Here is a 13,119-nt window from a genome sequence, read left to right on the forward strand (position 1 = left end):
AGCGCGTCCCGCCGGTTCAGAACGGCAGAGGGCCCGCCCCTAGTTGAGGGGCGGGCCTTCCTGGGCCTCTGCGGTGTGTTGGCTGCTTACGCCGCCCGCACCGAATTCAGGAACTTGCCGACCTCGAGCTTGAGGCGGTTGGAGTCCGACGACAGCGACTGGGCCGAAGAGAGCACCTGCGTCGAGGCCGATCCAGTCTCGCCGGCCCCGCGCTGCACGTCGGTGATGTTGGCGGAGACCTGCTGGGTGCCGCGGGCAGCCTGTTGCACGTTGCGGGAGATTTCCTGGGTTGCGGCACCCTGCTCCTCCACCGCGGCCGCAATGGTCGAGGATATTTCCGACAGCTTCTCGATCGTGGAGCTGATCGCCTGGATCGCACCGACGGACTCCTCCGTCGCGGCCTGAATGCCGGTGATCTGCTGGCCGATCTCGCCGGTCGCCTTCGAGGTTTGTTCCGCCAGCGCCTTCACTTCCGACGCCACGACGGCGAAGCCGCGGCCGGCGTCGCCGGCACGGGCGGCCTCGATGGTGGCGTTGAGCGCGAGCAGATTGGTCTGTTCGGCGATGGTGTTGATGAGTTCGACCACCGCGCCGATGCGGGCCGCCGCCTTCGACAATTCGCTGACCCGGTCATTGGTGGTGCGGGCCTGATCGACGGCCTCATTGGCCATCCGCGCCGATTCCTGAACCTGGCGGCCGATCTCGGTGATCGACGACGCCATCTCTTCGGTGGAGGAAGCCACCGACTGCACATTGGTGGAGGCTTCCTCGGAAGCCGCCGCAACCATCGTGGTCAATTCCTGGGCACGTTCGGCAGTCGTCGTCAGCGTGCCGGCGGCGGCTTCGAGTTGGGTCGACGCCGACGACACGGTCTCGACGATATTACCGACCGCACCTTCGAAATCGTCGGCGAGCTTGATCATCTCGGCCTTGCGCCGCTGCGCCGCGATCAGATCCTGCTGAACCTTGGCTTCGGCCTCCTCGCGCGCCTTGTGCTCCGCATTCTCGCGGATGACGGTCACCGTCTTGGCGAGGTCGCCGATTTCGTCGCCACGATCGGCGCCGGGAATCTCGACGTCGAGATTGCCGCCGGCCATCTCGCCCAGCGCACCGTTCAGCCGCGTCATCGGACGCGCGACCCCGAGGAAGGAGAATGCCACCGAGGCGATCAGCGACGCGACGACGATGATCGCCATGATCAGGTTGATGCGGTTAGCTCGCTCCGTATCGGCCATGACCTCGTCTTTGGAGATCCTGGCATCCTTTTGCGCGGCCTCGACAGTTGTTTCCATCAGGTCGGCGACATCTGCGGCGGCCTTGACGGTGCGGTTGGCGATGATGTCGTTCTTGACCTGCTCGGTCTTTACCGCTTCCTCATTGGCGGCCAGGAAGCGCTTGACGGTCGAGGAAAGGTTGCTGACCACGACCAGCAATTCCCGGTCATCGGCCTCGCCGCGCAGTTTGTTGAACACGTCCTTCAGCGAGGCCTCGGTCTTGGCCATCTCCGAGACCAGGTTGGCATCGCCGGTTGTGCCGAGCTTCCAGGCAGCAGCCCGCAACGCGTTCACCTTTCCATCGGCCTGAAACAGCAAACGCTCGATCTCGAGGCGGTTGTCCAGCTTCGCCATGGCCGGCAACTTCAACTGGGCGTCGACCGCCTTGGTCCATTCTTCCGAGATGACCGAGCGCTTGTCGATCTGCGCCAGCAGCGTGATCTGCGCCTTGGCGAGATCTTCCACGGCGGCGGTAAAGCCATCCATCAACGTCTTGATCTTCTGTAGCCGTTCCCTGGCGTCCGGCCGCTGCGCCATCGCCAGCGCCGCCTCTAACTCCTTCGCTCCGCTCGCCTTGTAGCGCTGCAAATCGGCAACGGTCTTCTCGACCTCTGCGGGGGTTCTCGCCAGCCTGACATTGCCGGCGGCAAGCTGAATCTTGCGCAGGTCGATATGGGCGGAGAGCGCGTTGTCGGCCACCTGCTGCGACCGGGCGGCGCGCTCGCTAGCTTCCTCGATCCTCGATTCGGTGACCATCTGGTTGGCCACCATGCCGATCGCCAACAGGACGCCGACCGCCCCGGCCAAGCCCAGTTTGTATCCGATACGGTTGAGCTTGATCATGTCGACGACCCCAATTTCTTCTGAATCAGTTTTCCGGATGCGGAATTGACGACGCAAAGGAGCCAGCAACCTTTGCGCGCGAATCCCGAAAGATGCGGCGCAGCGTAGCGGGGACCGGTTAATTTCCGCTTGCGTGAAATTACGGGCATCCAGACGGGTTGTAGACCCTTCATCCTCGCGCCAGACGCGAAAAAGCCCGGCGCACTTTTCGCGAGAAGCATGATGAAATTAGGTTTAGTTGCGACCACGAAGAAGGTGCGCTCCCTCTCCCGCTTGCGGGGGAGGGCTGGGGTGGGGGTGTCACCGCGGGAGATACTGCCCGAGTGGAGAGAGCCCCCACCCGGCGCTTCGCGCCGACCTCCCCCGCAAGCGGGAGAGGTGAAGCGCGTCTGCGGCCAAATCGATCTAACCAAAAATCATGATGCGCGAGCCGGGCCCTTCGTCGACGGTCGGCCGGTTGTCAGGCTGCCCGGACCGACTCCAGAAACTTGCCGACCTCGCGCCTGAGGCGCTGGCTATCGCCCGACAGCGACTGCGCCGCCGACAGCACCTGCGAGGAGGCCGCACCGGTCTCGCTGGCGCCGCGCTGCACATCGGTGATGTTGGCAGAGACCTGATGGGTGCCGCGGGCGGCCTGCTGCACGTTGCGGGAGATTTCCTGGGTCGCGGCGCCCTGTTCTTCCACGGCGGCCGCAATCGCCGAAGAGATCTCCGCCAGCCTTTCAATGGTGCCGCTGATCTCCTTGATCGCGCTAACAGAATCCTGGGTCGCGCCCTGGATGCCGGCAATTTGCTGGCTGATCTCGCCGGTCGCCTTGGCCGTCTGCTCGGCCAGCGCCTTGACCTCCGACGCCACGACCGCAAAGCCACGACCGGCCTCACCGGCGCGCGCCGCCTCGATGGTGGCGTTGAGCGCCAGCAGATTGGTCTGGCCGGCGATGGTGTTGATGAGTTCGACGACGTCGCCGATCCGGCCCGCCGCCTTGGACAATTCGCTGACCCGGTCGTTGGTGACGCGAGCCTGACCGACTGCATCGGTCGCCATCCGCGCCGAAGCCTGCACTTGGCGGCCGATCTCGGTGACCGAGGAAGAGAGCTCTTCGGTCGCCGAGGCTACCGACTGCACGTTGGCGGAGGCTTCGCCGGAAGCCGAGGCGACGGCCGAGGTCAGCGTCTGCGAGCGCTCGGCGGTCGCCGACAGCGTGCCGGCCGACGCTTCGAGCTGCGTCGAAGCCGAGGATACCGTCTGCACGATCTCGCCGATCACGCTTTCGAAGTTGCGGGTGATGCCGTCGACCCGCCGGCCGCGCTCGATCTTGACTTCGGCGTCGGCGGCGGCCGCCTCGTCGGCGGCTTTCTTGGCAATCAGCGCTTCCTTGAATACCTGCAAGGTATCGGCCATCGCGCCGATTTCGGTCTTCTCGCCCTGGTGCGGCACCTCCGCACTCAGATCGCCCTTACCCAGCGCCTGCATCGGCGTGACGATGGAGGCAATGCTGTGCGAGACGTCGCGAACCAGATAGGCGCTGATGCCGACGCCGATCATGACGGCGGCGCCGAGAACTAAGGCCAGCATCATGAGAGCGGCGGTGTAGCTGTCGGCCGCCTCCCTTGCCGCCTTGTCCGCGCCGGCATTGTTCAGATCGATGCTCTTCTTCAGGACGGCGTCGGCATCGAGGCTGATCTTGTTGATGGTCGTGGTATTCAGGTCGTGGGCTTCGGTCGGGATGGTCCCAGCCGCCTTGCGCGAAAGCTCCATGACCTCCTGGGTGCCTTTGCGGTATTTGTCCCAGAGCTTTGACCATTCGGTATAAAGCGCACGCTCCTCCGCCGAAGTGATCAGCGGCTCATAGGCGGCGCGGATCTTGGTGTTGCTCTCGATGACGGTGGCGAGTGTCTTTTCCATCGCCAGCTTCTCTTCCAGCGTCTCGGACAGCATGTGCTCGCGGATCACGTTGCGGTACGTGATGGTGCCGGCGCGCAGGTCGCCCAGCACACGGATACTCGGCATCCAGTTGGTCGCAATATCGACCGTGTTGGCGTTGATGGCGCGCATGTTCTTGACCGCGAGCAGACCCATGCCCGCCGTCGCGACAAGCAGGAGGGCGACCACGGTGATGATCTTGGTGCGGATCGAATAGCGGGCGAGCATGGGTGGAATCTCTTAGGTTTTCCGGCGCGCGGGACGCCGTCTGGGAAAAGGCCCGGAATTTGGAAAGGAAGGTGCCTGCCGGATATCAAACCCGACGCTTCCTCAGGTTGAGTTAATTCGCGTCCGTACAAATACCTACGCGATAGTTCTCACCAGGAAATGAATGTCGGCTTGAGGCGGTCAGCGCATCAGCTTCAAGGCATCGGAGAAAAATTCCGGCCCGCCGAAATTGCCCGATTTCAGTGCGAGCAGCATCTCGCCGTCCTCGGCGCCGACCGCGCGCAAAACCGGCACGCCTGCAGCGATTTCTTCGCCGACGAGAAAGCCCGGAATCCTCAGTCGATCGACGACGGCGCCCGAAGTTTCACCACCAGCGACCACCAATCGCCGCACGCCGGTGCGCACCAGGCCTTCGGCGATATCGGCCATCGCCTGCTCGATGGCATGTCCGGCTGCATCGCGGCCATGCCGAGATTGCAGAGCGGCAACCTGGTCCGGCGTCGAACTGCTGGCGATCAGAATTGGACCATCGCTGATTCGGTCGCTCGCCCAGGCCAGCGCCCGTCGCGCCTCTGCCGGCCCCGTGATGATCTGCTCGGGATCGAGATGCAGCACGGCCATGGTCTTTTCGGCATTGGCAATCTGCGCCAGCGTCGCCTGCGAGCAGCTCCCCGCAAGGCACGCGGCCGGTCCGCCGACCAGCGCGCCGGAGACCGCGCCCGCGGAAGCCGCTTTGACCTTGCCGGAGGCGACCAGCGCCCGGGCAAGGCCGAGTCCGATGCCGGATGCGCCGACGGACAGGCGGTGGTCCAGCGCGACGGCGCCGATGGTTTCCAGATCGCGGTCAAAGACCGCATCGATGATGGCCGCGCCGATACCCTTTCCCGCCAGCTCCGCAAGACGTCCGCGAACCGCCTCCGCGCCGCGCGTGAGGGTCGCGAGATCGACCAGTCCGACCTGGGTCCGGCTCTGGCGCGCCAGCACCCGCACCAGATTGGAATCACGCATCGGATTGAGCGGGTGATCCTTCAGCGGGCTTTCGTTCAGCGGCACGGAGCCGACAAACAGGTTGCCCTGATAGACGGTGCGGCCGGTTTCCGGAAAAGCCGGCGTCACCAGCACGATCGCCTCGCCGCAGTCGGCGCGCAGCGCGTCCATCACCGGGCCGATATTGCCGGCATCGGTGGAATCGAAGGTCGAGCAGATCTTGAACAGCACATGACCGGCGCCGCGGCCGCGCAGCCATTTTTCGGCGGCGCGCGAACGGTCCACCGCAACATCAGCCTCGATCGAGCGGCTCTTGAGCGACACCACCACCGCATCGACCTCCGGCAGCGCCAGATCGTCTGGCGGCACGCCGATGGTCTGCACCGTGCGCAGGCCCTGACGGGTCAGCGTGTTGGCGAGATCGGAAGCGCCGGTGTAGTCGTCGGCGATGCAGCCCAGAGACAGTTTCACGGTTTTGCTCCGGCATAGGGCTTGAACCAGCCAAGGCCATCGGTGGTCTTGCCGCGCGGGTTGTACTCGCAGCCGACGAAGCCGCCATAGCCGAGCCGATCGAGCTCGGTGAACAGGAATGGATAGTTCAGCTCTTCGCCGTCGGGCTCGTTGCGCGAGGGAATGCTGGCGATCTGGACATGGCCGATGATGGGCATCATCTCGCGCAGCCGCATGGTGACGTCGCCGTGGATGATCTGGCAGTGATAGATGTCGAACTGCAGCTTCAGGTTCGGAATCTTCAGCTCGGTAATCAGGTCGCGCGCGAAGCCGAAATCGTTGAGGAAGTATCCCGGCACGTTGCGCGGATTGATCGGCTCGATCACCACGTCCAGCCCATGGGGCGCGTAGAACTCGGCTGCCCATGCCACCGACTTGTAGAATTGTTCGACGGCCTTCGTGCTGTTGCGATCGGCGATACCCGCCATCAGATGCAGCCGCTTGACGCCGGTCGCCTTCGCGTAAGGCAGTGCGGTCTCCAGGCTTCGCTTGAGATCGTCAAAGCGCTCCGGCAGCGCGGCAAAGCCTTTTTCGCCGGCGTCCCAATTGCCTGGCGGCAGATTGAACAGCGCCTGCGTCAGGCCATTGCGCTTCAGCCGCTCGCCGACGGCGTCTGCCGGATGGTCGTAGGGGAACAGGAATTCGACCGCGGCAAATCCCGCTCTTGCCGCCGCATCGAAGCGGTCGAGGAACGGGACCTCGGTGAACATCATGGAGAGATTGGCGGCGAAACGCGGCATCGACGGTCCCCTTCTTGATCTTGCTCTTACTTCGGCTCGCCCGGCAGATGCGTGCCGGTGACTTTGGCATACATCCGCGCTACCGACGCGTCATCATCGCGGCCCATGCCGGCGGCTGACGTCATCAGGAACATCTGCAAGGCGGCAGCCGAAACCGGCACCGGAAATTTCGCCGAGCGTGCCATGTCCTGGATGATGCCGAGATCCTTGACGAAGATATCGACCGCGCTGCGCGGCGCATAATCGCCGTCGAGCACGTGCGGCATGCGGTTCTCGAACATCCAGGAATTGCCGGCGGAGGCCGTGATCACCTCGTAGACTTTCCGGATGTCGAGGCCCTGCTTGGCGGCGAATGCGATGGCCTCGGAAGCCGCGGCGATGTGCACGCCGGCCAGCAACTGGTTGATCATCTTGAATGCGGCGCCCTGGCCGGCGGCGTCACCGAGCTCGTAGAGCTTTGCGGCCATCGCGTCCAGCGCCGGACGCGCTTTGGCAAACGCGACCGGACTGCCGGATGCGAGGACGGTGAGTTCGCCCTGCGCCGCGCGCTGGGCGCCGCCGGAAATCGGCGCGTCGAGGTAGTGCCGGCCGGTTTCTTCCAACTGTTTGGCGAGACGCCGCGCGACGTCGGGATCCATGGTGGCGGAGGAAATGAATACCGCGCCTTTCGCCAGCGTTTCCGCGACGCCATTGGCGCCAAACAGAATGGTCTCGGTTTGCGCGGCGTTGACGACGACGCTGACGACGATGTCGGCCGATTTCGCCGCGTCCGCCGGCGTCGCCGCGCCCTTGCCGCCATCGGCGACGAACCGCTTGACCGTGTCAGCCGAGACGTCGCATCCGGTGACTTCTAGCCCGGCGCGGCGCAACGAGGTCGCCATGCCATAGCCCATCGAGCCCAGCCCGATGACGGCGACGCGCGGTTTGGCGGATTCTGGCATGCGGCGGTTCCTCGATGGTTTCTGTTCAGCGGCCATTCGGCCGACGGCTTGGCCTTGCGTATCACGGCTTGGCCGCGGTGCCAAAGCGTGAGACAAGGCGGAAAAGGGGTCGATCCATGAGCGAAACAAGGATCCGCGAGGAAATCTGCCGCTTCGGCCGCTCGCTGTTCGAGCGCGGGCTGACGCCGGGCTCTTCGGGCAATATCAGCGTGAAACTCAATGACGGCGGCTGGCTGGTGACGCCGACTAACGCTTCACTCGGCTTCCTCGACCCGGCGCGGATGTCACGGCTCGGGCCCGACGGACGGCTGGTATCCGGCGACGCCCCAACCAAGGAAGTGCCGCTGCACACCGCGCTTTACCAGACCCGCAATGCGGCCCGCGCCGTCGTGCATCTGCATTCGACCCACTCAGTGGCGCTGTCGATGCTGCCCGAGATCGACCCCCGCGCCGCGCTGCCGCCGATGACGGCCTATTACGTGATCAAATGCGGCCACACCGCGCTGCTGCCGTATTACCGCCCCGGTGATCCGGCCGTCGCCGACGCCATCAAGGGACTGGCCGGGAAGTACGCCTCCGTGCTGCTCGCCAACCATGGTCCGGTGGTGTCAGGCGACACGCTCGAAGCAGCGGTGTTCGCGGTAGAGGAACTGGAGGAGACGGCGAAGCTCTATCTGCTGCTGCGCGGGCTGAACCCGCGGTATTTGTCGCCGACGCAGGTGAAGGATTTGACGAAGGTATTTGGGCTGACGCTGCCGGAGCATGGACACTCGTAAGATGGGTAGAGCGCAGCGAAACCCATCATCCCTGCGCGTTATAAATTGATGGGTTTCGCGGAGCCTGTCATCGGGCGCGCGTTCGCGCGACCCGTTGGCTCTACCCATCCTACGGCATCACAATCCGAGATACGCCTTCCGCACATCGGGATTGACGCTGATCTCGGCCGCGCTGCCCTGCATCAGGACGCGGCCAGTTTGCAGGATGTAGGCGCGGTCGGCGATTTCCAGGCATTCGGACATGCGCTGTTCGACGATCAGCACGGTCATGCCGGCGTCGCGGATGCGTTTCACGGCCTGGAAGATTTCATCGACCAGTTTTGGCATGATGCCCTGCGACGGCTCATCCAGCATGAGTAGCCGCGGGCGGGTCATCAGCGCGCGGCCGATCGCCAGCATCTGCTGCTCGCCGCCGCTTAGCGTTTCGGCGCGCTGCTCGAGGCGCTCCAAGAGGCGGGGAAACAGCTTGAAGACGAGATCGAGCGGCGCCTCGCGATCGGACTGGCTACGAAAAAGATAACTGCCGAGCCTTAAATTGTCGCGCACCGAGAGCCGCGGAAACAGCCGGCGGTTTTCCGGCACATAGGCGATGCCGCGCGAGGTGATGATGTGCTGCGCCATACCGTCGATGCGGGTGCCGTCGAACGTTACGGTGCCGGAGCGAGGCCGCTCGGCGCCCGCAATCGATTTCAGCAGCGTCGACTTGCCGGCGCCGTTGGCGCCAGCGACGCAAACGATTTCGCCCTTTGCTACCTCGATCGAGACTGCCGAGATCGCGACCAGCCCCTGATAGGCAGTGGTGACTTCATGCACCGACAGCATGACGATCCCCCAGATAGGCGGTGATGACTTTCGGGTCACGAACCACGTCGGCAGGCTTGCCCTCGACCAGCACCTTGCCGAGATCGAGCACGATGGCGCGGTCGACCAGCGGCATCACGATTTCCATGACATGCTCGACCATCAGCACGGTGACGCCGGTGTCGCGCACCTTGCGCACCAGTTCGACGCCGGTCTTGGCTTCGACCGGCGTAAGCCCCGTGAGCACCTCATCGAGCAGCAACAGTTTCGGTTCGGTCGCGAGCGCACGGGCGACTTCGAGCCGGCGCTTTTCGGACGGGACGAGATCGCTGGCCAGCACATTGGCGCGCGGGGCAAGGCCACAGAACTCCAGCACCTCATGCGCCTTGCGGCGGGCGTCGCGCATCACGGTGGTGCGGACCAGCGCGCCGACGATGACGTTGTCGATCACGGTCATGGTCTCAAAACTTTTCACGACCTGAAAGGTGCGGCCGATGCCACGCTGGCAGCGTTCGGCCGCCGGCAGCGCGGTGACGTCCTCGCCGTCAAAGATGATCGAGCCTTGGGTCGGCGGCAGCACGCCCGCAATCAGGTTGAACAGCGTCGACTTGCCGGCGCCGTTCGGACCGATCAGGCCAACGATCTCGCCGCGTCCGACCGAAATCGACACGTCGCTGTTGGCGATCAGGCCGCCAAAACGCTGCCAGACGCCGCGGGTTTCCAGAAGAGGCGTCATCGGACAGCCTCCTTGCGCTTGGGCGCGAACAGTCCTGCAAGGCCTTTGAACGAGAACAGGCCGATCAGCCCCTGCGGCCGCGCCAGCGAGATCGCAATGATCAGGCCGCCATAGACGATCAGGTCGACACCGCGGCCGGAGCCACCGACATAAGAGCGCGTCAATTCGGTGAGCGGGATCAGGATCACCGCGCCCAGCATCGGGCCCCACAGCGTGCCGATGCCGCCGAGCACCGCGGGCAACGCCATCAGCAGCGAGAACTGAAAGCCCATGACGCTCTCGGGATCGATAAAGTAGACGAACTGCGCATAGAAGCTGCCGCCGATTGCGACCAGGAACGCGGATACCGCCGCCGCGCCCATCTTGGAATTGAACACGTCGACGCCGAGGCTTTCAGCGGCTTCCGGATTGTCCTTCACCGCGCGCCACCAATAGCCCCACTTGGAATCTTCCAGCCACCAGGTGACGAACCAGGCGACGCAAGCCAGCGCCAGCGCGAAGTAAAAATATGGCAGCTTGCTGCGTGGAAATTGGAATTTCAGCCAGCTATCGCCACGCGCCGGAATTTCGATGCCCATCGCCGCGCCAGCCCAATCCCAGTTGTGGAACAGCAGCAGCCCGATTTCGGCAATGACGATGGTCGCGATGACGAAGTAGTGCCCGCGCAGCCGGAAGCAGGGATAGCCGAGCGCCATCGCGATGAGCGCGGAAATCACGCCGCCGCCGAGCATGCCGAACCATGGCAACACACCGAATTTGGTAAACAGCAGCGCGGTGGTATAGGCGCCAAGCCCGAAGTAGAGCGCGTGACCGAGCGAGATCTGCCCGCAATAGCCGGAAAGGATGTTCCAGCTTTGCGACAACGCACCCCACATCAGCGTCAGCACCATGATGTTCTGGACGTAAACGTCTTTGACGAACAGCGGGACGGTGGCCGCAATCGCGGCGAGAACACAGGCGACGATGAGGTCGCGGCGGCGGCGTTCTGCGAAAGCGGTATCCATCACATCGATCCGAACAGGCCGCGCGGCCGGACAAAGACGACAAGCAAATAGACCGCGTAGATGCCGACCGCCTTGAGCGACGGCGGCAGCAACATTGCGGTCGTAGCTTCGACGAGGCCGACGATGATGCCGCCGGCGAAGGCGCCGAACACGCTGCCGAAGCCGCCGAGCGCCACCGTCACATAGGCGATCAGCGCAAACGAGGCGCCGACATCGGGATAGATGTAAAAGAAGATCGCCATGACCGCGCCGGCGAGGCCCACCAGCGCCGCGCCGATGCCCCAGCCCAGCGCAAACACCTTGTTCTTGTCGATGCCGACCAGCGCCACCGCGCCGGCATCCTCGCGGGTCGCTTCCAGCGCGCGGCCGAAATCGGTACGGTTGATGAAGAGATAGAGCGCGCCAAAGGCGGCGATCGCGACCAGCGCCCCGACCAGTTGCGGCACGGGCAGGTAGATCCCGGCGATCGAGACGGTTTTGCCGCCGAGCCAGGAATGCGTGACGCTGCGATAATCCGGCGTGAAGAAGTACTGCGCCAGGCCACGCATGACGATGGCCAAGCCGAAAGTGGAAAAGATCTGCACCATGCCGGCATTGGCTTTCGCGCGCACGGCAAAGCGCACAATCAATAGATAGACGACGGCCCCGAACACGAACAGGGCGGCGGCGACCAGCGGCGCCGACAGCAGGGGATCGATCGCAAAGAACACGAACAGGAAGAACGTCGCGTACATCGCGATCATCAAGAATTCGCCATGGGCGAAGTTGACGACGTCCATCAGACCGAAGATCAGCGCGAGACCGACGGCGATGAGGCCGTAGAGCAGGCCCATGAGCAGGCCGCTCGCCAGGCTTTGAATGATGGTTTCGGCGGTCATGGTTGTTGCTCCAAAGACAGGTCCTCATCCTGAGGAGCTTGCGAAGCAAGCGTCTCGAAGGATGGCGGCAACAATGCACTCGCGGCCATCCTTCGAGACGCGCGCAAGTGCGCGCTCCTCAGGATGAGGACCGGTGCTGTGGGATCACTGAAGCGCGGCATTCTTTTTCATCGGCCAGACGGCTTCGGCGATGGCGGCCTGCGGCGGGAAGATGGTGACGAACTTGCCGCCGATATATTGCAGCAGCACCGGGTCGGCGTCGTTGTTCTGGCCCAGCTCGTCGAACTTGACGCGCTTCCAGGGCATGATGGTCTGCTCGCCCGGGATGTCGGTGGCGACCAGCGCCTCGCGGATCTTCTCGCCGTCGGTCGACTTGGCGCGATTGATGGCGTCTGCCATCACCAACAGCCCCATGAACTGGCGCGAGGTGAGGTCGTTAAAATCCTTGCCCGACTTCTCCTTGAACATGGCGTTGATCTTGCCGACCATCGGCCGCTTGGCGGCGAGATCGAGCGAGAAGCTGCCGCGCGAGATCACGCCTTCGAGCTTGTCGCCGACCGCATCATACAGCGCCTTTTCGGAGAAGCCGGCGTTCTGCGCCACGATCGCATTCGGCTTGTAGCCGAGCTCCGCCATAGTTTTCACCAAAAGGATGCCGTCGGTGGTGTAGCTCGAGGGCATCAGCACGTCGGCATTCGCCGTCTTAAGCTGCTGGACTTCCGCCGACAAGGACGGCGAGTTGGAGCGGTACTTGATGTCGGAGATGACCTTGTAGCCACGCTCCGAGGCCAGCTTGAGCTGGGTGTTGGCGGAGTCGGTGCCGAAAATGGTGTCCTCATGGAACAGCGCCAGTGTGTCGATCTTGGTGCCCTTCTTCTTCATGGCATCGAAGAAGTTGAACATCGCTGCCGAGAACATCTCGTCATGCGGCGCGGCGCGGAAATAGAATTTGAGGCCGCGCTTGTGCAGGCTCGGCGAGGAATTGTCCGCCGAGATGAACGGGACCTGGTAACGCTCGCAGATCTGGCTGACGGTGACGGCAACCGCGCTCTGATAGGTGCCGATGACGGCGCAGACCTTTTCCTGGGTGATCAGGCGCTCGGTCTCTGCGCGGCCCTTCTGCGGGTCGGCCTGATGGTCGGCGAAGACGAGGCGGATCTTGGCGCCGCCGAGCCCGGGCAATCCCTCGCCCTTCGCCAGCGGCAAATCGAAATCGTGGTTCTTGTTGATGATGTCGAGCGCAGTCTCGAACGACTTCTGCGCGTCGACGCCCATTTGCGCGCTGGCGCCGGAGAACGGATAGATCACGCCGATCACCACTTCGGACGTTTGGGCGCGCGCGGCGATCGGGCCGAGCGCAGCGGCAGCAGTAGCTCCAAGCAAGACGTTACGGCGCGTGATGTTCATGGCGATATCCTTTGTGGGTCGGCAACTATCGATGAAACGGGCGAAGGGTACGGTAAAGCCTCAATGAGCA

General features: G+C 63.9%; 11 protein-coding genes. 1 reads left to right on the plus strand and 10 read right to left on the minus strand.

Going from position 1 to position 13,119, the window contains the following annotated elements; translation table 11 throughout:
* Positions 1–86 precede the first annotated feature (86 nt).
* From YUO_RS0126795 to ltnD, 5 genes are all read right to left on the minus strand, one after another.
* Entirely contained in the window at positions 87–2,114 is a 2,028-nt protein-coding gene (locus YUO_RS0126795) for a methyl-accepting chemotaxis protein (protein ID WP_028350031.1), read from the minus strand.
* A gap of 463 nt (positions 2,115–2,577) precedes the next feature.
* Positions 2,578–4,269 (minus strand): methyl-accepting chemotaxis protein, encoded by a 1,692-nt coding sequence (locus YUO_RS0126800; RefSeq protein WP_028350032.1) that lies wholly within the window; start codon positions 4,267–4,269, stop codon positions 2,578–2,580.
* A gap of 180 nt (positions 4,270–4,449) precedes the next feature.
* On the minus strand, positions 4,450–5,727 hold the full coding sequence (otnK, locus tag YUO_RS0126805) for a 3-oxo-tetronate kinase (protein ID WP_028350033.1): 1,278 nt from the start codon (positions 5,725–5,727) through the stop codon (positions 4,450–4,452).
* Positions 5,724–6,506: a 2-oxo-tetronate isomerase gene (gene otnI, locus YUO_RS0126810; protein WP_028350034.1), complete on the minus strand. Its 783-nt coding sequence runs from the start codon at positions 6,504–6,506 to the stop codon at positions 5,724–5,726. Before otnI ends, otnK begins: the two co-directional genes overlap by 4 nt.
* 26 nt (positions 6,507–6,532) lie before the next feature.
* Positions 6,533–7,483, minus strand: a complete 951-nt coding sequence (gene ltnD, locus YUO_RS0126815; RefSeq protein ID WP_347335944.1) for an L-threonate dehydrogenase — start codon at positions 7,481–7,483, stop codon at positions 6,533–6,535.
* A gap of 80 nt (positions 7,484–7,563) precedes the next feature.
* Here ltnD and otnC point away from each other — a divergent pair, with 80 nt between their 5' ends.
* Entirely contained in the window at positions 7,564–8,223 is a 660-nt protein-coding gene (gene otnC / locus YUO_RS0126820) for a 3-oxo-tetronate 4-phosphate decarboxylase (RefSeq protein ID WP_028350036.1), read from the plus strand.
* A 117-nt stretch (positions 8,224–8,340) separates the two neighbouring features.
* Here the strand turns inward: otnC and YUO_RS0126825 are convergent, their stop codons facing one another.
* The 5 genes from YUO_RS0126825 to YUO_RS0126845 all read right to left on the minus strand — a co-directional run bounded on the left by YUO_RS0126825 (position 8,341) and on the right by YUO_RS0126845 (position 13,049).
* The gene (locus tag YUO_RS0126825; protein ID WP_028350037.1) at positions 8,341–9,045 is read right to left on the minus strand and encodes an ABC transporter ATP-binding protein; all 705 of its coding nucleotides are present in this window, start codon (positions 9,043–9,045) and stop codon (positions 8,341–8,343) included.
* Complete coding sequence (locus YUO_RS0126830) at positions 9,029–9,760, minus strand: ABC transporter ATP-binding protein (RefSeq protein ID WP_028350038.1); 732 nt, start codon at positions 9,758–9,760, stop codon at positions 9,029–9,031. The genes YUO_RS0126825 and YUO_RS0126830 overlap by 17 nt, the downstream gene beginning before the upstream one ends.
* Entirely contained in the window at positions 9,757–10,764 is a 1,008-nt protein-coding gene (locus YUO_RS0126835; RefSeq protein WP_028350039.1) for a branched-chain amino acid ABC transporter permease, read from the minus strand. The genes YUO_RS0126830 and YUO_RS0126835 overlap by 4 nt, the downstream gene beginning before the upstream one ends.
* Entirely contained in the window at positions 10,764–11,642 is an 879-nt protein-coding gene (locus tag YUO_RS0126840) for a branched-chain amino acid ABC transporter permease (RefSeq protein WP_028350040.1), read from the minus strand. Before YUO_RS0126840 ends, YUO_RS0126835 begins: the two co-directional genes overlap by 1 nt.
* A gap of 144 nt (positions 11,643–11,786) precedes the next feature.
* Positions 11,787–13,049: an ABC transporter substrate-binding protein gene (locus tag YUO_RS0126845; protein WP_028350041.1), complete on the minus strand. Its 1,263-nt coding sequence runs from the start codon at positions 13,047–13,049 to the stop codon at positions 11,787–11,789.
* Positions 13,050–13,119: the final 70 nt, after the last annotated feature.

Origin of the sequence: Bradyrhizobium murdochi (genome assembly GCF_000472965.1) — a bacterium.
GTDB classification, from domain to species: Bacteria; Pseudomonadota; Alphaproteobacteria; order Rhizobiales; family Xanthobacteraceae; genus Bradyrhizobium; species Bradyrhizobium murdochi.

What these genes read in the sequence shown, in the direction of transcription:
- YUO_RS0126800 (WP_028350032.1), bottom strand. Translation starts at nt 4,269, where the DNA reads ATGCTCGCCCGCTATTCGATCCGCACCAAGATCATCACCGTGGTCGCC.
- otnI (WP_028350034.1), bottom strand. Translation starts at nt 6,506, where the DNA reads ATGCCGCGTTTCGCCGCCAATCTCTCCATGATGTTCACCGAGGTCCCG.
- ltnD (WP_347335944.1), bottom strand. Translation starts at nt 7,483, where the DNA reads ATGGCCGCTGAACAGAAACCATCGAGGAACCGCCGCATGCCAGAATCC.
- otnC (WP_028350036.1), top strand. Translation starts at nt 7,564, where the DNA reads ATGAGCGAAACAAGGATCCGCGAGGAAATCTGCCGCTTCGGCCGCTCG.
- YUO_RS0126825 (WP_028350037.1), bottom strand. Translation starts at nt 9,045, where the DNA reads ATGCTGTCGGTGCATGAAGTCACCACTGCCTATCAGGGGCTGGTCGCG.
- YUO_RS0126830 (WP_028350038.1), bottom strand. Translation starts at nt 9,760, where the DNA reads ATGACGCCTCTTCTGGAAACCCGCGGCGTCTGGCAGCGTTTTGGCGGC.
- YUO_RS0126835 (WP_028350039.1), bottom strand. Translation starts at nt 10,764, where the DNA reads ATGGATACCGCTTTCGCAGAACGCCGCCGCCGCGACCTCATCGTCGCC.
- YUO_RS0126840 (WP_028350040.1), bottom strand. Translation starts at nt 11,642, where the DNA reads ATGACCGCCGAAACCATCATTCAAAGCCTGGCGAGCGGCCTGCTCATG.
- YUO_RS0126845 (WP_028350041.1), bottom strand. Translation starts at nt 13,049, where the DNA reads ATGAACATCACGCGCCGTAACGTCTTGCTTGGAGCTACTGCTGCCGCT.